The 20,108-nt window shown below is 39.9% G+C and carries 17 protein-coding genes and 1 riboswitch; of the genes, 10 read left to right on the top strand and 7 right to left on the bottom strand.

Translation table 11 applies throughout. The features are described from left to right. Nucleotides 1-6: 6 nt before the first annotated feature. Nucleotides 7-1,281: a hypothetical protein gene (locus QZT73_RS16850; RefSeq protein ID WP_291785482.1), complete on the bottom strand. Its 1,275-nt coding sequence runs from the start codon at nt 1,279-1,281 to the stop codon at nt 7-9. A gap of 126 nt (nt 1,282-1,407) precedes the next feature. Between QZT73_RS16850 and QZT73_RS16845 the strand changes: the two genes are divergently transcribed. The 9 genes from QZT73_RS16845 (at nt 1,408) to QZT73_RS16805 (ending at nt 11,745) form a co-directional block, all read left to right on the top strand. Continuing rightward, nucleotides 1,408-1,578: a hypothetical protein gene (locus QZT73_RS16845; protein ID WP_291789407.1), complete on the top strand. Its 171-nt coding sequence runs from the start codon at nt 1,408-1,410 to the stop codon at nt 1,576-1,578. Between the two features lie 121 nt (nt 1,579-1,699). Next, nucleotides 1,700-2,926 (top strand): acetylxylan esterase, encoded by a 1,227-nt coding sequence (locus QZT73_RS16840; RefSeq protein ID WP_291789405.1) that lies wholly within the window; start codon nt 1,700-1,702, stop codon nt 2,924-2,926. A 107-nt stretch (nt 2,927-3,033) separates the two neighbouring features. Further along, complete coding sequence (locus tag QZT73_RS16835; protein ID WP_291789403.1) at nt 3,034-4,206, top strand: aminotransferase class V-fold PLP-dependent enzyme; 1,173 nt, start codon at nt 3,034-3,036, stop codon at nt 4,204-4,206. 24 nt (nt 4,207-4,230) lie between these two features. Continuing rightward, nucleotides 4,231-4,500, top strand: a complete 270-nt coding sequence (locus tag QZT73_RS16830; protein WP_363331106.1) for a hypothetical protein — start codon at nt 4,231-4,233, stop codon at nt 4,498-4,500. A gap of 168 nt (nt 4,501-4,668) precedes the next feature. Beyond that, nucleotides 4,669-7,425, top strand: a complete 2,757-nt coding sequence (locus tag QZT73_RS16825; RefSeq protein ID WP_291789401.1) for a M14 family zinc carboxypeptidase — start codon at nt 4,669-4,671, stop codon at nt 7,423-7,425. A 192-nt stretch (nt 7,426-7,617) separates the two neighbouring features. After that, nucleotides 7,618-8,262 (top strand): hypothetical protein, encoded by a 645-nt coding sequence (locus QZT73_RS16820; RefSeq protein ID WP_291785467.1) that lies wholly within the window; start codon nt 7,618-7,620, stop codon nt 8,260-8,262. After that, the gene (locus QZT73_RS16815; RefSeq protein WP_291785464.1) at nt 8,259-8,978 is read left to right on the top strand and encodes a DUF3307 domain-containing protein; all 720 of its coding nucleotides are present in this window, start codon (nt 8,259-8,261) and stop codon (nt 8,976-8,978) included. The genes QZT73_RS16820 and QZT73_RS16815 overlap by 4 nt, the downstream gene beginning before the upstream one ends. Beyond that, nucleotides 8,978-9,784 carry a metallophosphoesterase gene (locus QZT73_RS16810; RefSeq protein ID WP_291785461.1) on the top strand — a complete coding sequence of 269 codons (807 nt, stop codon included), beginning with the start codon at nt 8,978-8,980 and terminating at the stop codon, nt 9,782-9,784. The genes QZT73_RS16815 and QZT73_RS16810 overlap by 1 nt, the downstream gene beginning before the upstream one ends. A gap of 53 nt (nt 9,785-9,837) precedes the next feature. After that, nucleotides 9,838-11,745, top strand: coding sequence for a sialate O-acetylesterase (locus QZT73_RS16805; RefSeq protein ID WP_291789399.1), 1,908 nt, complete (start codon nt 9,838-9,840; stop codon nt 11,743-11,745). Here QZT73_RS16805 and QZT73_RS16800 read toward each other — a convergent pair. Continuing rightward, the gene (locus QZT73_RS16800; RefSeq protein WP_291789395.1) at nt 11,732-13,000 is read right to left on the bottom strand and encodes a C69 family dipeptidase; all 1,269 of its coding nucleotides are present in this window, start codon (nt 12,998-13,000) and stop codon (nt 11,732-11,734) included. The two genes, QZT73_RS16805 and QZT73_RS16800, sit on opposite strands and share 14 nt — an antisense overlap. Before the next feature lie 166 nt (nt 13,001-13,166). Between QZT73_RS16800 and pgi the strand changes: the two genes are divergently transcribed. Then, entirely contained in the window at nt 13,167-14,822 is a 1,656-nt protein-coding gene (pgi, locus tag QZT73_RS16795) for a glucose-6-phosphate isomerase (protein WP_291789393.1), read from the top strand. A gap of 500 nt (nt 14,823-15,322) precedes the next feature. Here pgi and QZT73_RS16790 read toward each other — a convergent pair whose 3' ends face one another. The 5 genes from QZT73_RS16790 to QZT73_RS16770 all read right to left on the bottom strand — a co-directional run bounded on the left by QZT73_RS16790 (nt 15,323) and on the right by QZT73_RS16770 (nt 20,046). Further along, nucleotides 15,323-15,736 (bottom strand): hypothetical protein, encoded by a 414-nt coding sequence (locus QZT73_RS16790; RefSeq protein WP_291785449.1) that lies wholly within the window; start codon nt 15,734-15,736, stop codon nt 15,323-15,325. Nucleotides 15,737-15,761: 25 nt separating this feature from the next. Next, on the bottom strand, nt 15,762-17,009 hold the full coding sequence (locus QZT73_RS16785) for a serpin family protein (RefSeq protein ID WP_291789390.1): 1,248 nt from the start codon (nt 17,007-17,009) through the stop codon (nt 15,762-15,764). Nucleotides 17,010-17,093: 84 nt separating this feature from the next. Further along, nucleotides 17,094-18,263, bottom strand: a complete 1,170-nt coding sequence (locus QZT73_RS16780) for an aminotransferase class I/II-fold pyridoxal phosphate-dependent enzyme (protein ID WP_291785444.1) — start codon at nt 18,261-18,263, stop codon at nt 17,094-17,096. A gap of 257 nt (nt 18,264-18,520) precedes the next feature. Next, nucleotides 18,521-18,623: riboswitch (SAM riboswitch) on the bottom strand. Nucleotides 18,624-18,826: 203 nt separating this feature from the next. After that, nucleotides 18,827-19,387 (bottom strand): aminoacyl-tRNA hydrolase, encoded by a 561-nt coding sequence (pth, locus tag QZT73_RS16775; RefSeq protein ID WP_291785441.1) that lies wholly within the window; start codon nt 19,385-19,387, stop codon nt 18,827-18,829. Between the two features lie 83 nt (nt 19,388-19,470). After that, nucleotides 19,471-20,046: a 50S ribosomal protein L25/general stress protein Ctc gene (locus QZT73_RS16770; protein ID WP_291789387.1), complete on the bottom strand. Its 576-nt coding sequence runs from the start codon at nt 20,044-20,046 to the stop codon at nt 19,471-19,473. Nucleotides 20,047-20,108 lie beyond the last annotated feature (62 nt).

The raw sequence follows: 20,108 nt of genomic DNA, 5'->3' as shown, positions 1-20,108 counted from the left end.
GCTAAACTATTCTTTCATGAATGGTATCGTTCCGAGACTATAGGCCGGTGTACTTGTATTGACCTTAACTTCCAAGTAATGCCGTCCAAGAGCTAAGTTTCCTATATCTACAAATGTGATCAGGCCTTTTCTTTTTTCATCTTGATGAAAATAAAATAGCCAATCGGGATTTTCAACTTTCTCTCCATCCAAAAATATTGCATATACCGCATTCATGCAGTCAAGTTTATTTTGATTCGCCTGCTCATTGGAGTCTTTCAAGTCTTCAGGTTTCAATCCACATACTTCCATCATTTTATTTTCCAGAATCTTTTGGTGTTTCACCCGCAGTTCTAAAAAGCGTCCTGAAACAATCGGGGAAGGGATTTCCAATAAATATGAGGACCAATTTTGGTTTCGATCTTCAAAATTGCCACTGAATAAAGTCGTTCCAGGCGATCGGGAATAAAACTTAATAAAACTGAAGGCGCTTTCGTCGGGAGCTTGTTGCATTCTATTCTGTCCAATAAAAGAAAAGACAATAAAGAGAACAAAAAAGCCAATAAGGTATCCTTTCCTCAAATTACTGGCAAATACATAATAAATAGATCGGTAGAATTTTGAAAATGTAATCCAGCCAATAAAACGATGAATGGGATAATAGATTTTCGCCAGATACTTGTTTTTGCGATAAATTCCCAAACCAATAAAGTCAAGGACAAGCACCATGAATATTATAGTGATGATGAGATCTAGGTTTAAATCCATCCAGTAAGCCCCGGAGATCCCTAAGCTTTCCAATAGGTGAGCCAATAAAAAAACAAAGGCAACAAAAATTATTACGCTTGCCATTATACCAATGATCAGCATGATCAGGAAAAAACAAGTGGCAAAAATTGAACTGCATATTTTTTCCAATAGTATGATCTGATTTTCCAGACTGGAAAGAGATTTGACTTTTCTTTCAAATTGAGGTTGGTATCCGAGTTTTTCCGCTTGTATTCCTTTAGGGAAAGTATAGGTCAAACCGATCAATCCTACCCATACGCTCCTTAAAAAAAGGTGAACAAGTAAACCCAGAATCAAAACATATACGACTTGCTCCATTCCAGTAAATACCCCTGACAAATTACCCGAGAGTGCCTCAGAACGCATATAATTGGATAAGAATCTGATTTTTTCCGGCAACTGAAGCAAACCAATCAAAACCAGACCTGATAGCAGTATTTCGGGCTCCCAGGAATTCTCCTGTACCCGTTTCAGCCATTTTGGGATCGTATTTTTGGAAGGGGTTGTTTGCATAATCATTTTGTTCCATTACCAAATAATCAAACAATTTAATTATTACAGACAAATTCCAAATAAATAAAGAGGGTCAATTTTTGAAGAATGTCTAAAATGGACCTTAATAAACTTTTTTAGCTGTATTTGCTGTTTAAGGCTTATGTCCTAGAAGCCGCAAAATTGGAGGAAAGCTCCAAAAGTGGTGTGTTGTATGTATATTTGATCAGTGAGGACCAACAATTGGTGAAAAGGCCTGCTTTGCCCATATCCGATGGAGAGGCCTATGGGGATTTTCATTTAGTTGATGACTTTTAGGAAGGAAAATACACTTTGGTGGGTTTATACCAATTGGATGAGTAATTTTGGTTTGTTGGGATATTAGTGGAATAACGAATATTTTTTGAAAATTTGGGTTAAATCTCTAAATTCCCTCATTATGACAATCCTATTTAAGCCCAGCTACCTTCTGATGATTCTGATAGGAATTATATTTTCTTCAAACCTTATCGCCCAAGAACAATTCAATTATGATGAATCCAAAGTTCCTGCTTTGGTTTTACCCGATCCTTTTGTCAGCACCAAAGGTGAAATAATCAATTCAATAGAAGAATGGGAAAGTACCCGAAGACCCGAACTACTTCAAGCTTTCGCTGATGAAATGTATGGGCAATTACCAAAAGATTTTGACAAAATCACTTTTCAGGAAGAAGTGATTGCTAGTCATCCTTATGCTGGCTTTTCTAGTTATAAGCTTGTCCAAATCGGTGTTTCAAGAAATGGCAAAACACAGACCATTCCCTTACACCTGTTCTCTCCAAAAGTTGGACGTGGTCCATTTCCCGTAGTATTATTGATCAGCCATAGAAAAGTAGAACACCTGATCAATGATAAAGAGGATAAGTTTTTTGATATTCAACAAATAACCCAAAGGGGATATGTGGCGGCAATTTTTGATGTGGAATATGTTTCTCCAGATGATAAAGATAGGTTTTCAGATGGCATCCTAACCTCCCTATATCCTGAGCAAATGCAGCTGCCCAATGGTATGCGTGGCCTCGGTGCTTGGGCTTGGGGGGCGATGCGTGCAATGGACTATTTTGAGCAGGAGCCATTGATTGACCATACCAAATCTGCTGTAGTGGGACATTCCCGTGGTGGCAAAGCTGCTTTATGGTGTGGGGCCAATGATATCCGTTGGGCCATCACTTATTCCAATGAATCCGGATGTGGAGGAGCAGCTTTGTCCAGACGAAAGTTTGGAGAGACGGTGGAAAGGATCAATACTGCTTTTCCTTACTGGTTCACTGATAATTTTGATTTCTTTAATGGCAATGAAGAAAAATTACCATTTGACCAACATCAATTGATTGCTTCCATCGCCCCAAGAGGTGTATATATTGCCAGTGCCATGGAGGACCTTTGGGCTGATCCCAAAGGAGAATACCTTTCCTTGAAACTCGCTTCCCAGGTTTATCAGCAGTTTTACGATGAAAAGACCGACTTGCCAGAAGATTATGTTTTTGCCCCTCATTTTCACCATTCAGGATCCTTGGGTTATCACCTCAGAGCAGGTCAGCATAACCTGACTGGAGAAGATTGGGAGAAATTTCTGGATTTTGCTGACAACCAATTTGGCAATCTGTCGAAGAAAGAGAGTCGGTAATTAAATGCTAGAGGTGACATAGTGAAAATGGGGATTTTATCCGTTAAACAAAGAGTAAAAAACTTAGTGTCTTCGAGCCTTTGTGGCATAATCAATAAAAAATTAAAATGTCAAACATCGAGAAAAACCAAAAACACCTCTTCCAACTTCCGGAAGATATTCATTATCTCAACGGGGCATATATGTCTCCATTGCTTCGCTCTGTAGAAGAAATCGGTATTCAGGCTCTTATACAGAAGAGAAACCCAACTTCTATTCAACCCAAGGATTTTTTTGAGACGGGGGAAAAAGTAAAAGCCAATTTTGGGAAATTGGTCAATTGTCCTGCCCAACAGGTGGCCATCATCCCGGCAGCTTCCTATGGTTTGAGCACCGCCATCAATAATTTGCCTTTAGATAATGGGAATACTGCGCTAGTTGTATCTGATGAATTTCCGAGTGGCTATTATGCCATAGAAAAGTGGTGCAGGGATCATAATAAACAGTTAAAAACCATTCCCGCACCGGAATTCAATCAAGGAAGAGGAGAGGTCTGGAACCAAAGGATATTGGATGCCATCAAAGAGGATACCGCTGTCGTGGTCATGTCCACCATTCATTGGGCAGATGGCACCCAATTTGACCTGAAGACTATCGGTAAAAAATGTAAGGAGAATAATGCCTTCTTTATCCTGGATGGAACCCAATCAGTAGGAGCCCTTCCTATTGATGTGCAGGAATGCAAAGTGGATGCCTTGGTCTGTGCCGGGTATAAATGGTTGATGGGGCCTTATGCCATCGGGGCTGCCTATTATTCAGAGTATTTCAATGAAGGGGCGCCATTGGAAGAGACTTGGGTCAACCGCAGCAATGCACAGCAATTTTCTAACCTTACCGAATACGTGGAGGACTATACGCCTGGTGCCGGCAGGTATAATGTAGGTGAATACGGCAATTTCATTTTACTGCCCATGTTCAATGCTGCTCTGGAGCAATTACTGGCCTGGGGAGTACCAAATATTCAAAGCTATTGTGAGACCTTGTCTAAGCCTATGATTCAATTTTTGGGAGATAATGGATTTTGGTTGGAGGAAGATGCCTACAGAGCCGAACACTTGTTTGGTGTAGGTTTACCGGATGGAATGGAGAGTGGGGAGGTCATTCAGCGGTTGCAGGAAAATAAGATTTTTGTTTCCATAAGGGGCAAAGCCATCCGCTTGTCTTTGCATTTGTACAATACGAAGGAGGATGTGCAGGCTTTAATTCATGTACTGGATGGGATTTTGGCTGAAAAAGCCTAAATTAAATCCAATACCCATACATGGATGATTTATATTCCGCTTTTAGCCCGAGAATTGGACTTTCCGGAAATTTTGGGCCTAAGGGCTCCCAAGCCAACCTTAGTACTAAATGATATAGAAGACAATTTGTTCACACTGGAGGAAATGAAGAAAGCAGATCAGGTTTTGTCTGAAATATTCAAAAAGGCAGGAGCATCAGATAAGTACCGTTGTACTTTCTATCCTGGACCGCATAAGTTTGACCTCGCGATGCAGCAGGAGGCATTTGGATGGTTTGACAAATGGTTGAAGTGAGAAAAAGTCTTCACCTAAGTTGTAAGTAAAATTGTCTCTGCTAGAATTTATTTTTGGGTTTTTCTGAAATGACAGGCAATATTCGCTGCTATTCGCCATCCAAATAATTTTTTGGTTTTCATAAGGCAGTTTTTTTGTAGCTTGAACCTTCAATCAAGCTACACCATCATGAATAAAACTTTATCTTTCTTTTGGATTTTCTTGGTCATAGCGATTACTGACCTAAAAGCCCAGCAAATCGATCAGGACTATGTACGAAAAATAAAAGAATTTACTACGGATGATAAGTTTCTTCCAGCCTCCTTGTTGGATATAGTAGACCATCCAACGGTTCCTTCTCCCCTGAAGCATTTTGGGCATATCATCGGAACCGAAGGAATTGTCCATAGGACTTCTGAAATATATGGGTATTACCAAAAACTTGCTGAGAGTTCCCCTTTGGTGCATATGCAAGAAATGGGTTTGACCGAGGAAGAAAGGAAATTTTATCTGATTGTTATTGGTAATCAGGAATCCATGGATCGCTTAGATCATTATAAAGGGCAATTGGCAAAATTAGCAGATGCCAGGAAGACAAGTCCTGAGCAGGTGGAGGCGGTTATTTTGGACAGTAAACCTGTGTATTATGTCAGTGCGGGGATGCATGCTACTGAAATGGGCGCTCCAGAAATGTTAATGGAATTGGCTTACCGCCTCGCAACTTCCGAAGCTGGGGATATCAAAGCCATCCGGGAGAATGTAATCACAGTAATCAATCCTGTTTCTGAGCCTGATGGATGGGACAAACAAGTAGATTGGTATTTCCGACATACCAAAGGGAGAGAAAAATTTGATGATGGTTTTCCTCGCTCAGCACCTTATTGGGGAAAGTACGTATTCCATGACAATAACAGGGATGGATTGCAAGTATCCCAAGAGATCACCAAATCCATTTTCAAAGGATTTTTTGAATTTCATCCTACGGTAATGCTAGATCTTCATGAATCGGTTCCTTTGTTGTATATCTCCACAGGTACCGGTCCATACAATGATTTTGTGGATCCCATTACCCAGAGCGAATGGCAGGTCATGGGGAATCATGATGTAGCTGAAGTTTCTGCACAGGGAATGCCCGGCGCTTTTACCTGGGCTTTTTATGATGGTTGGTGGCCAGGATATGGCATTTGGGTGGCCAATAATCACAATTCCAATGGAAGATTTTACGAAACCTATGGGAATGCCGGTGCCGATACTTATTTGAGGGATTATTCCACAGCAAGGTTCGCTGGTGACCTTGCTTCTTCTAAGGAATGGTACCGACCTTATCCAGCTACGCCTTTGGTATATTGGTCTTTCCGAAACAACATCAACTATACCCAGGTCGGGGTGATTGCCTCTTTGTATTATGCAGCCATGAACAAAGAGCTCTTATTGAGAAATTTCTATAAAAAAGGATACAATAGCTTAGAGAAAGGCAGGAATGAAGGCCCTAAAGCATTTACAATCGCTAAGGAGCAAAGGGATCCGGCCATGGTAGCCTATCTAGCTAATCAGTTGAGGATACAGGGGATTGAAGTGCATGAAGATGAGGAAACTTTTGTGGTACTATCTGAGCAGCCTTACAGAAACCTTGCTGTATCTTTATTGACACCACAGGCCTATCCCAAGGATGCCAAGTATCCCCCTTATGATGCTATAGCTTGGACTTTACCTTATTTGTATGGAGTAGAAGTAGAGGCCAAGGACAGCATTGATTTTGAATTGGCTTCTCTCAAACTCCTTGAGCAAGATGCGGTATATGAAGGAAAAATGATTGGAGAGGGATCGACTTATGTTCTCCCATATCATGCCCAGAATACAGTTTTATCTGCTTTGTATTGGGTAAAGGGCCAAAACCGAAATGCTGAAATTTCAGTGCTTAATGGGGCAACTGTTATCTCTGAAGACACATTGCCTGCAGGAAGTATTGTGTTTCGCAGGATCAATACCAATCAGGCCAAGCAGTTGACTTCTGATTTCGGATTGGATCTTCAAGCTACTTCCGCCGGCATTACTTCAGATAAACTAAAACCTGTCAATCTTCCTAAGGTAGCCATCTACCATACTTGGTACAATACACAGGATGAAGGTTGGTCCAGGTACACTTTAGAACAAAGGGAGATACCATATACCTCAATTGATAAAGATATTTTGAAAGCGGGAAACTTGAAGTCTAAATTTGATGTAATTATTCTTCCTAGAGTTAGGGGAAATGCCAAGAATTTTGTGAATGGGGTGGACAAAAAGTTTGGGCCAATGCCTTACACAAGGACTACTGAGTTTCCTTCCCATGGATTTCCTGCTGCTACAACCGATATGACCGGAGGTCCCGGGTTTGCAGGAATAGAGAATTTGAGGAAGTTTGTAGAAGAAGGAGGCTTGCTGATCAGTTTTGATAATACCTCTGCGATTTTGGCGGAATTGGGTATTGCATCAGAACTTTCTCCAGTGAGTGCTTCAGGTCTATTTCATCCTGGCAGTATTGTGAGGGCCAAAGTAAGAAAGTCAGATCATCCAGTATTGTATGGTTATCCTGAATCTTTCCCAATTTTTAGAGGAAATGGCCCATTGCTTCAGACGAATAAATACAATAGGGATTTGATGCTGGTGCAGTATGGCCATCAGCCCCTAAAAGATGAAGTGCCTTATGAAGGGGATATTCTAGGTTTGCCAGAGGAAAAGAAACCTGAAAAGGTAGAGAAGTCAGAAGAAAAGGCTCCTCCTTATGTAGTAGCGGGTATGGTTAGGAACGAACAGGAGATCATTGGTCATGGTTCTGTTTTCAATCTACCATTGGGCAGAGGAAATGTTTTAGCCTTCACATTTGATCCTTTGCACCGTTATTTGAATCATCACGATGCCCCCATGGTTTGGAATGCCCTGATCAATTGGGATAAAATGAGGTGATATTAAACCCTAATGTATAATTCGGGTTAAGAACCCTTGTGTTTTAAAGCCAGCATATGTTATAGAAGTATGCTGGCTTTTTTATCGTTAAATAGAACGATATTTGATAATATCGTTATATTAGACGATATTTGATGTTATCGTTATATTAGACGATATCTATTCAGGAAAAATATGAAGTAAGTATTTAGTATGATAGCTGTAATAACGGGAGATATTATCAAGTCAAGATCCTTAGGGGATATGCAGTATTGGCTAGCGCCTATTCGGGAGCTATTATCTTCTTTTGGGGTGAGTGAAAATGATTGGGATGTTTATAGAGGGGATAGCTTTCAAGTTGAATTGGATCATCCAATTGAGGCGTTACTGTTAGCTTTAAGCATAAAATCTACTATAAAATCTATCAGAGTCAAGTCCCAAAAGCAAAGGAAGTCAACAGTAGATGTCAGGTTAAGTATTGGAATAGGAGAAGGTGCAACCAAAAAAGAAAAGTTAGGAGCAAGAATGGGTATAGCGCATATTTATTCAGGTGAAGGGTTTGAGGCCCTAAAGAAAATACCAGTGAATATGGTTATACGCTCAGAATGGTCCGATTTTGATCAAGATTTTAATTTATTACTTAAGTTTGCTTTAATTTTAATGGATGATTGGACGATAAGTTCATCTGAAATTATGCAGATTTTACTGCATAATCCTAAAATTAAGCAAGATGATATAGCTAGGCAATTACAGATTGAACAGCAATCTGTCAGTGGTAGAATTCAAAGGGCGCATGCGTATGAAATCATGGAACTGGAGCAGCATTTTAGATTAAAATTGAAAACATATCTACAATGATTTTTTTGATCAAATTACTTTTAGCCCATATGATTGGAGATTTTTTGTTCCAGTCTAAAAATTGGGTATTGGCGAAAGAAAAGAAAAAAGGGAAATCTTGGCAGCTTTATGTCCATAGTATCATTCATGGTGTACTGGCACTTTTGTTTGTATGGGAAATTTGGTTTTGGCCATACGCTCTTTTTATAGCGATAAGCCATTTTCATATTGATTGGCTAAAATTAATCTTCCAAAAAAATGACACCAGGACGAGCTGGTTTTTCATTGACCAAATCCTTCACTTTGGTGTTATTTTAGGTTTACTCCTTTATTTAGAAGGGCCGATAGACTTTTCATTTTTAGAAATCAGTTTACAAATTATTTGGCTGATTATTCTAGGATTGGCTTTTATTTCCTTAGCGTCCCCTATAGTAATCAGTATAATCTTGCAAAGTTTAGCAAACGAGATTGCTGAAGATCAAAACAACTCATTGGTAAATGCGGGAAAAATCATAGGGATTTTAGAAAGGGTTTTAGTTTTCGTATTTATTATAAGTGACAATTGGGAAGGAGTAGGATTTTTGATTGCGGCGAAGTCTATCTTTAGATTTGGAGATTTAAAAGAGGCAAAAGACCGTAAATTGACAGAATATATTCTAATTGGTACGCTATTGAGTTTCGGAATTGCTATTTTAGTAGGGATTTTGATACAATATTTCATTCAAATTTACAGCTGATGAAAAGACGGCCATTTCTAAAAAAAATATCATTGCTCACTTCAATGACTAGCCTTATGCCTTTTTTGAATCATGGGAAAATGGATTTTCCCGAAAATCCCAAACTTAAATTTATCATAGCTTCGGATGGACATTATGGACAGCCCAATACGCCATACGAGGATATTCATCAAACCCTTATTCAGGCCATTCAAGAAGAAAATGGAGTTGATTTTGTGGTGTTCAATGGGGATTTGATCCATGATGACCCTATATGGATGCCAGAGGTAAAGCAAGTGTATGATAAATTGAAAATTCCTTATTATCCAGTAAAAGGTAATCATGACCGGATTTCCGAAAGTGAATGGGAACGTATATGGGGCATCCCTTCTGATCATCGTTTTGTAGTCAAAGAGCAGTACGGTATGGTTTTAGCAAATAGTTCCAATGAGGCTGGGGATTATTTATGTATTGATGTCGATTTTCTTCAATCAAGTTTAGAGGAGTTTAAAAATCTTTCCCATGTGTTTGTATTTATCCATATTTCACAAAATGATTGGACTTTACATGGCATTTCATGCGAGAAGGTTTTGGAGACTTTAGCGGCTTATCCAAATGTGCGGGCAATTTTTCATGGACATGACCATGATGTGAATGGGATCATGCGCAACCGTAAAAAACCTTATTTATGGTCGGGACATTTTGGAGGCAGCTGGGGATCCCCCTTGCCAGGTTACAGGGTATGTGAAGTGGGAGAAGATGGGAAAGTAACAACCCATTTAAAAGCCATGAAAGATGGCTTGATTTTAAGCGGTCATACACTTTAAATTTGTAAATAAAACAATTCATTAGAACAGATAGATTCCAAATGCCTAATTCTATGAGAAATTCGTTGGCTGTTGTTGCATTAGTCATTTCCCTGTTTTTTAACTTCTCCTGTTCTTCAAGTGGAGAAATAGGAGAGGTGGAAATACCAAAGTTTTTTACTGACAATATGGTATTTCAAAGGCACCAACCTATTAGGATATGGGGGAAGGGAGTACCAGGTCAAAAGGTAGTAGCGGCTTTCAATACTGAGGAAAAGTCCGTCAAGGTAGCCAAGGATGGAACTTGGCAAATAGAATTTGACCCCTTGCCTGCTTCGGGGCCATATGAATTGGAAATCAATGATAGGAAGTTTTATGATATACAGGTAGGAGATGTCTGGGTGGCTGGAGGACAGTCCAACATGGAGTGGGTAATGAGTGCCCAGGTTAAAGGTTTACAGCAAGAATTGGCTGATTCGGATTATCCTTTGATCCGCTTCTTTAAGATCCCCCATGATTATGATGCTCAAGAAAAGTTTGATATTAGAGGAGGGGAATGGCGTAAAGCGGACCCGGACAATATCCTTAATTTTTCTGCAGTAGCCTGGTTTTTTGCGAAGCAACTCCACTTGGAGCAAGGCGTACCAGTAGGTATTATTGAAAGTAATTGGGGAGGTACACCTGCAGAAGGTTGGACTGCGTCCGAAGCCTTATTGAAAAATGAATTTTATAAAGATAAGGCAACTGATATTATTGAAAGACAAGATTTTTGGATTCAGGAGGTCATAGACAACAAAATTAGGGAATTAAAAAGGAATGATCTTGTCTTGGCTACCCAAAATGGAGAGATCCAAGGCGTTGCCAACCCAAACTATGACGATAGCGACTGGGAAGTTGTTCAATTACCTGAGGATAATCCATTTAGTGATATTGCTTGGTTTAGAAAGAATTTCACCATTTCGAATAAGCAAAATATTCGACTTAATCTGGGTGATATTCAACAGATGGCTTATGTCTATATCAATGGAGGCCGATTGTTCCTTAAAGATTTTGGAGATGCTGTCCGTGAATACCCAATCCCCTCAAGTATGCTGAATGAAGGGGAGAATATTCTGGTAGTTAGAGTGGTAAATACTTGGAATAACCAAGCTCAACTGGGAAAAAAAGGGGAGATGTTCCTCAGACAGGGGGATAGAAAGATTTCTTTAGAAGGGGAGTGGAAGTACAATAACCATATAGAGGAAAACCTACCTGTGGTAGAAAGGCACCATTGGTTGCCAGGTATGATGTACAATGCCATGATTGCGCCCATAGTAAAGTACCCGATCAAGGGAGTGATTTGGTATCAAGGAGAAAGTAATACGGATACCCACCAACATTACAGGGACTTATTTGAAACGATGATAAGCAATTGGAGGGAGCGATGGGAAATAAACGATTTTCCATTTCTTTTTGTACAATTGGCCAATTATATGGAAAGGAAGGAAGTACAGCCCGAATCCAATTGGGCGTATTTAAGGGAGGCGCAGACTCAAGCTTTAGATTTGCCCAACACCGGTATGGCAGTTTCTATTGATATCGGCGATGCAAAGGATATCCATCCTCGGAATAAAAGGGATGTAGGTATGAGACTTTGGAGGGCAGCCCAAAAAGTGGCCTATGGACAAGATGTGGTATATTCAGGACCAGTGATACAGGGTTTTGAAAAGAAAGGAACAGCAGTAGAGTTAATTTTTGAGCATGTAGGTGAAGGCTTGACCATATCTTCAGGACAGGAAGTAAAGGGATTTATTATCAGCGATGAAACAGGAACATTTTATCCTGCCAAAACTAAAATAATTGATAGGGATAAGGTGTCGGTGAGCCATCCACAGGTCCTAAATATCACTGAAATACGATATGCCTGGGCAGATAATCCGGAAGTCAACTTGTACAATTCCGAAGAATTACCCGCAGGTCCTTTTAGGATCAAAATTGATTAACGGAAGGGTTTATTTTTTTATACCATTTATCATACAATTCCTCAACCTTCAGGAGGCAGGTGTTGCTAAAGGCTTCTAATTCAGATAGGGTGGGAACTGCAGCAAGTAAATCGGCTTCTTGGTTCAAAAATGATTCTTGTAGGGCTTGAAGTTCATTTTGAATTACTGGTTTTCTTGACTGATAATCTTCGCAGATCCAGCGGTGGATGAGTTCTGCTTTCCACCAAAGGGAAGTGTCAGCTGTAGCTCCCGGCGCAATAAAATTTCCTAGGGTTTTTGTCCCCATAAAAAACGGGATGAAGATCGAAAGACAGGGCATGGAAGTGCCGGTCAGCCAAATTGTAGCCAGACCGTTTTTCCTGACTTCGGAGACCATACTTCCAGTTGTGGTACTTGGGTTAGTCAATCCAGTTGCATGCATACACAAAGATGCCGTGCTGGCTTTTTTTGGATTGAAATCAGGATCAGGAGCTTCATGTGTTTTCAAAATGATCATTGCCTTTTCCACGGTAAGCGAACCTTTGTCTTTTTGCAATAGCCCAAAGCTACAGCTTTGTCGCTTTTTAGCACTGCCCACTTTTGTGTACAGAAAGTCTGAAAAATAATCCCTGAATGAAAAGGGCTGAGGTTTTGGTAAGAGATTAAAAGGGAAAACCAGCTTTTCTTCAACCAAATGAATTTCATCATATTCTGCTCCTATTTGAAGCCCATTAGAAATAGAACCTGCCTCTTTGATTTTTTTAAGTGCCCAGGATTTCCCGGCAGTTTCCAAGATATAAGCTTGGTCAGTATCCGCAATTATAAAGCTGTTATGATAAAAAAAGTCCTTGTTTTTATAACCTCCACAAGCATTTTGACCGTATTTTTCCAATAATGATGTGATTAGCTGAATGGCCTCATAGGCAGTTTTTGAGCGTTCCAGGGCAATCCTCAGCAAATCCATTCCTGTCAGGCCGGAATTTTCTTTTTTTATGGTAGCCCGGGTAAATACTGCTTCATTGCCGATGACCACACCGTATTCATTGATACCCATTTCGGCCCCCCACATCTGAAATGGTTTGGAAATTATTACCTCATAGCTTTCCTGCACTTGTGGGACTTCAATATAGGTACATTGTAGTGTGGAAGCCATATGCTTCTTTCTGGGGATATGAATTAATGCTTGGGCCTCATTGGGTTCACGGTCTGAATTTTTGGCAAAGATCAGATTGTTTTGAGCCGTAAAAGAAGGTAAAGCTATTAAGGTATCACACATGGTCTTTTGGGATTGTAAGTATTAAAATAGCTGAAAAAATCCTAAATGTCATAAATGTATGTTAACCAATATGCTACTATTCTTAACCATTCAATTTCATTGATATTTTTTTTCACCTCAATTTATATTCTAATTTTGCAGGGTTAATCCTATTAAACCAATCAACATGAAAAACATAGATCCTACATGTACCAAAGCTTGGCGGAAATTGTCCGCTTTAAATGAGCAGTACAAGGGACTTCATATAAAAGATTTATTTCAAGATACTTCAAGGTTTGAGAAATATTCCCTCCAAAAGGAAGAGATCTTGGTTGATTTTTCAAAAAACAGGATCAATCAGGATATTTTTGATGCCCTTATTGCTTTGGCTGATGAAGTAGACCTCAAATCAGCCATTGATTCCATGATTTCCGGTAAAATAATCAACGGGACAGAGGGTAGGGCTGTTTTGCATACGGCATTGAGAAACCGTTCCAATACTCCTGTTCATGTGGATGGAAAAGATGTAATGCCGGATGTCAATGCAGTATTGGCTCAAATGAAGGTATTTGCTGACAAAATATCCCAAGGTACCTGGAAAGGGTATACAGGAAAGCCTATCAAATATTTGGTCAATATTGGAATTGGTGGCTCAGACCTCGGTCCAGTCATGGTGACAGAAGCGCTTAAACCTTATCAAAACCCTAATCTGGAAGTATTTTTTGTATCCAATGTGGATGGAACCCATATGGCAGAAACTTTGAAAAAGGTTGATCCGGAGACTACCCTTTTCTTTATAGCTTCCAAGACTTTCACTACGCAGGAAACCATGACCAACGCCTATACCGCCAGAAAATGGTTTATGGCCCAGGCCAAGGATGAGTCTGCAGTTTCCAAGCATTTTGTAGCATTATCAACCAATGCCAAAGCAGTAGCTGAATTTGGTATTGATCCTCGGAATATGTTTGAATTCTGGGATTGGGTAGGTGGAAGGTATTCGCTTTGGTCCGCAATTGGTCTTTCCATTGCCTGTGCCATTGGATTTGAAAATTTTGAAAAGTTGTTGTCCGGGGCGCATGCCATGGATCAGCATTTTAAAAATGCTGCATTTGGTGAAAATATTCCCGTGATTCTGGCTTTGATTGGTATTTGGAACACCAATTTTTTGGGAGCCAGTTCTGAAGCGATTCTCCCTTATGATCAATATTTACACCGGTTTGCAGCCTATTTCCAACAGGGAAATATGGAGTCAAACGGGAAATACATTTCCAGGGAGGGTGCAAAGGTAAGCTATACCACAGGACCCATCATCTGGGGAGAGCCTGGCACCAATGGTCAACATGCCTTTTACCAGTTGATCCATCAAGGAACCCATTTGATACCATGCGATTTTATTGCACCTGCTATTTCCCATAACCCAATTGGGGATCATCATGTCAAATTGCTTTCCAATTTCTTTGCCCAGACGGAAGCCCTGATGAACGGTAAGTCTTTGGAGGAAGTGAAGGCAGAAATGGGCAAAGCAGAGAAATCTGCTGAGGAGATCGAAAAAATAGCTCCTCATAGGGTTTTTGAAGGTAATCGACCTACCAACTCTATTTTGGTCAAGCAGATCACTCCCTATACCTTGGGGCAGTTGATTGCCATGTATGAACATAAAATCTTCGTACAGGGCGTGATTTGGAATATCTTCAGTTTTGATCAATGGGGTGTGGAATTGGGTAAGGTATTGGCCAATGCCATTTTGCCTGAATTACAAGATGAGCAAATGGTTACCAGCCATGATGCCTCTACCAATGGTTTGATCAATGCTTTTAAGAAGTTTATAAAACTTAGAGATTAGATATAAGAAACAAGAAACAAGACATAAGACTCAAGATATTTCGGAGGTCGGAAGTCGGGTGTTGGAGACTTTGAACCATTTAGAGTTTAGGGATTTAAGGGGTTCATTAAGGGGTAAAACTTTTTAAAGTTCAGATGGTCAAATATTTTCAAAGGCTTCACCTTGTTTCGAGATTATAACATTTAGGGAAATGTAAAGTAAGCGTAATGGCAATGTTACCCGTCATGCTGAGTTTTTAGAATTTTGCATTTACAGAGAGGCAATGACATCCCGTACCGTCATCCTGAATCCGAGGAACGAGGATGAAGGATCCCCTAAAATTTTGGAGACCCTTCGCTTCTCTCAGAGTGACAGTTCCGGTAATCTGTCATTGGTACGACGAAGGAGGAGAAATCTAGAAAACGAGGTGATTGACCTCATGGGGCAACTTATCCTCTGAAAAACAGGAGAGATTTAGAAATAAGTAGTAATAGTTCAGGTAAAATCATGACTATATAATTTCAGTTACCAGAAAAATTATTTTCAAAAATTCTCGCAACTCTCGGAGGATCACTCATGAGGATGTCCAGGACTTTATGGGCTGATTGTCCATTGTTGGAGAATGTAACAAGAACCCTGCTCTGAGGGGGTAAAGAGAACATGCAGGAAACACAAGAGACCTCAGTATGCACTATACAGGTCTTTTGTGATAGCCAGTCATTTAACTTTTCTAATTTTTCTACATCAGATAAGTTTCCCGATAGTTGCGTGAGAAACCTGTCAGTGAGGGGCAATAAGCTTTGGTATGCTTCTTTTTGGACAGCCGAGCAAAATTCCTGCTCGGCGTCAAAAGCGTCATCACCTATGCATTGTCCAAATAACAATGGCAAAAAATAAAGAATGAAGATTTTTGACCTATGTCTTTTTGAACCCATTTTTGTTTAAAGATTCGAATTTGTTTTACAGTAGGGAAGGGTTTCCAAGTTTCCCCATAAACAGAACAGCTCCTGAACTTTTTTCTTTGATGAGGAAATAAAAGGGTTTGTCCAGTGTTATATGAGTTGGACCTGCCGGCATAGAGGTCAAAACTACTTCTACCACAGTGGCTGCAGCGGCCTCTGTTCCCTTTTCATCTACTTCTATCAATGCTTCATGAATAACTCTTGAAATCATTAAAGGGGGAAGGTTTCCCTCAAACAATTTGGTGAAATTTCCTTGATTAGGAGTAAATGCCTGTACCAACCCCATTTCCATCAATTGTTCCTTTAAGTTTTCAATTTTATGTTTGATTTTAAATTTGGGCATTTTTAGAACTACTTCGCTTTCAAAGGAATTTTTGGACCATGAGTTCAGGTTTTCAGGGGTAATTTCAGAAATTATGTTTTGTAGGTTATCATTTTTAGGCTGGATAATGGCCATTTGGTATTGACCGGTGCTGTAAGGGATTTCGAAGTAATTAACCCTATTATTGCCACCTATATTTATTTTGATTTTATCCGAAGAATCCATCATATCTACTTGAACACTGCTTCCATTTTCCGGATAAAATGGTTCTTTTTTGGTGTTTTTAGGTTCAAATTGATACTTCCAATCCCCTTTGAAATAGATGGCATTGACAAGGTACATGACTGCATCTCTTGGTATTCCATCCAAAATGTCTTTAATGAGGTCATTCGTCTGAGAAGCAATCCAATTGTTAATGATCTGATGGGCATTGGGCTGTTCAAAATCCAAAGTACTTACATTGGCATTATAGTAAGTGTTCATGGCTTCTTTGAAGGTAGTCTGTACTTGAAGCCCTTCTCTATACCAAATCCCATTGGCAATATTCACTTTTACCTTAGGATCTACTTTCATCAAATATTCTGTCAGACTTTTGACAGTTTGATTGGCTTCTTCTTTACTTAAACCATGAAAGGCAAGGACTTCTAAAAATTCCTGCAATACTTCCCCTTCATTTCCATTCATAGCCATCGAGAGGGCCTGGTGAATGCTAAATGGGCCTGTGAAGTAATTGTCAAGGTTTTCTTTTTCCATTTCCTGAAAGAATCTCAGGGCAAAATCGACATTGCTCTGTACCAATTCGTTCTCAGAATTGGTCATTTGTCTTACATTGGCTTCCACAGGTCCAATATCGGTATTTTGAAGAGGATTACAGGAAGCGGCCAAAAGGAAAAGGCATCCAAGGGATAAAACAAAGAATCTCATAGTTTTTGGATTTGATCTACTTTATGAAGACGAAGAAACTTTGTTTTATGCTACAAATTGCCGTAAGTATTTTTTGATTTATCTTTATTTTGATTTTTCGAGCGCTCTTTCTATGTCCTGTATGATGTCATCGTGGTGTTCAAGACCTACGGAAACGCGAATAAGCCCATCGGTAATGCCTACCTTTTTTCTCTCCTCTTCGCTTAGCTTGCTATGGGTGGTGGATGCTGGATGGGTGACAATGCTCCTGCTGTCACCCAAGTTGGGCGTGATGGACAACATTTGCAGGTTATCGATGAACTTTATCGCCCTGGACAATCCGCCCTTTAGCGTCAGGGTAACAATACCTCCACCAGCCTTCATCTGTTTGATGGCCAAGTCATATTGGGGATGGGTTGGTAAAAAGGGATATTTGACAAATTCCAATGCTTTATTGTCCTTGAAATATTCTGCCAGTTTAAAAGCATTGGCGCAGTGCCTATCCATTCTTACGGCCAAAGTCTCCAAGCTTTTGGACAAGACCCAGGCATTGAATGGGGACATGGAGGGCCCGGTATGCCTTGCAAAATAGGTTACTTCATCTATGAGTGATTGTTGACCCAAAATCAGTCCGCCTAAAACACGTCCTTGTCCATCGATAAATTTGGTAGCGGAATGCGTAACGATATGAGCGCCCCATTTGGCAGGTTGTTGCAAATAGGGCGTAGCGAAACAATTGTCTACCACCAAAATCAAATCATGCGCTGTTGCAAATTTTCCTGCCCATTCCAGGTCAATGATTTCCAGTCCTGGATTGGATGGAGTCTCTAGAAAAAGCATTTTGGTGTTGGGTTTTACCAATTTATCCCAATTTTGAAAATCTGCAATATCCCCATAAGTGGAGGAAATACCCCATTTGGGAAACACTTTGGTGAGTAGTTGGTGGGTAGAACCAAAAAGGGAACGGGAAGCCAAAATATGGTCCCCATGCTGTAGGAGTGCAGCCATGCTTCCAAACATCGCTGCCATTCCTGATGCAGTAGCTACCCCATCGTCCGTACCCTCGGCTGCGCAGACCTTCTGGATAAGTTCTGCTGTATTTGGATTGGCATAACGGGAGTAAATGTTCCCTTCTATCTCATCTGCAAACATTTGTCTGGCTTCTTCCGCACTTTCAAAAGTGAAAGATGAAGTCAGGTAAATAGGAGAGGAGTGTTCCCTTTGATTGGATTTGGTACTGTTGAGTCGGATGGCCTCTGTTTCAAAATGGGGCATATCAGATGTTTGGTTAATTAGTGAATAACTTGTTGGGTCGATTAAAATTTGGATAGTAAAATGGTATAGATTTGACCATTAAAAGACATCCTTCCTTTGAAATAAAAATCAAAACTGTTTTAAAGGAAATCAAGAGATTAAAAAATCTGAAAGATTTGTTGTAAAAGCACAACTTTTTCCAAGGCATGGTACTCGCTACTTGGTACTTGGTACTTGGCACTTGGTACAAAAATATTTCCCTTATTGTCATATCATCTAATTTATAGCTCCCGTTTTGGGCAGGTTTTGGCACCTTTCCATATGGTTGGATGGTTGCCAGAGGGTCTTGGAGCCTGTTCTCTCGCCTCTTCTTTATAAATCAGTTTCCTGAAGTGGTTACAAATAAAAGTCAGTCTAAGTTTAAAAACAAATTCCCCAACATATTCATCTTTGTTTTTTCTTACTTTTTCAAGTCTATATGCATTGCTCAAGAGAAAAAAAGCTATGGGTTCGGGAAATACATGATAATTAGTACATTGTTTTAAGTACTTGCTTCCTTGTACTTGGTACCTGGTACATAGAATTTAATCATTAAACTGCGTCATGGTCATTTGGATACCGATTGTACAGAAACTCAAGCACATTTCAATGGCTTTATCCATAAAAACAGGAAGCTCATCTATCTCCTGTTGTGTCCAGCGCCCAAGGACATATTCCACTTGTCTTCCTTTTGGAAAATCATCCCCAATTCCAAACCGGAGCCTGGGGTAATCCTGTCCTCCGCACATGGCTTCAATATTTTTGAGCCCATTATGTCCTGCAGCAGATCCTTTGGCACGCATCCTTAATTTGCCAAATGGTAAGGCTACATCATCCACGATCACCATGATATTTTCCTTGGGGATATGCAGTTCTTTCATCCAATAGTTTACCGCTTTTCCGCTAAGGTTCATGTATGTTGATGGTTTGATCAGGTGGATTTGCCGGCCTTTGTATTTGCTATGAGTTGTGAATGCCAAGCGGTCACTTTTCCATTCAGCGCCCAATTTATCAGCCAAACGGTCAAGTGTAAGAAATCCAACATTATGCCTCGTCAATTCATATTCAGGGCCTATGTTTCCGAGACCTACAATCAGGTATTTCATGGATGAATTATTATTAAGGATGACTAAAATAAAAAATCCTGCTTAAAGCATAAGCAGGATTTGAAATTATACATTTTTGGATTTTACTCCTCAACTTTTTTGCCTCTAAGTGCTCTCGGTATACCGATGGTAACGATTGATACATTTGGAGAAGTAAGGATTTCAAAACCTTCTGCTGTCAATTCTTCTACTTTAAAAGATTTTCCTAAATCTAAGCCAGAGATATCCACTTGGATTTTATCCGGTAAGCTGGAAGCCAATCCTTTAACTGCAAGCTTTCTGGTCTTTATCTCTAATTTACCACCCTTTTGGATACCTGGAGAAGTTCCGACGATTTCTACAGGAATTTCGAATTTGATGGGTCTGTCTTCAGAAAAGGCCAAGAAATCTGCATGCAATAACACCTCAGAAACAGGATGGAACTGTGCGTCTTTCAAAACTGCTTTCATTTTGGTGCCCTCTACATTCAGGTCTACCATATGCACATCCGGTGTGTAGATCAAGTCTCTGAAAAGGATGGCTGGAGAGTAGAAATGGATTTGTTCTTTGATGGCAGGTCCATAAACCACACAAGGAACATTTCCTTCCTCACGGATTTGCTTCAGTTCTGCACCATCGAGATTTGCTCTTTTAAACCCTATAATCTCTAGTGATTTCATAAGTTTTTTGTTTGAATGAATATCGTCAACCACCCCTTGTGGTTTACGAGGTGCAAATATAG

It is taken from the genome of Cecembia sp., assembly GCF_007126775.1.
GTDB lineage: Bacteria > Bacteroidota > Bacteroidia > Cytophagales > Cyclobacteriaceae > Cecembia.
This window is presented reverse-complemented; position numbering and strand designations above follow the sequence as displayed.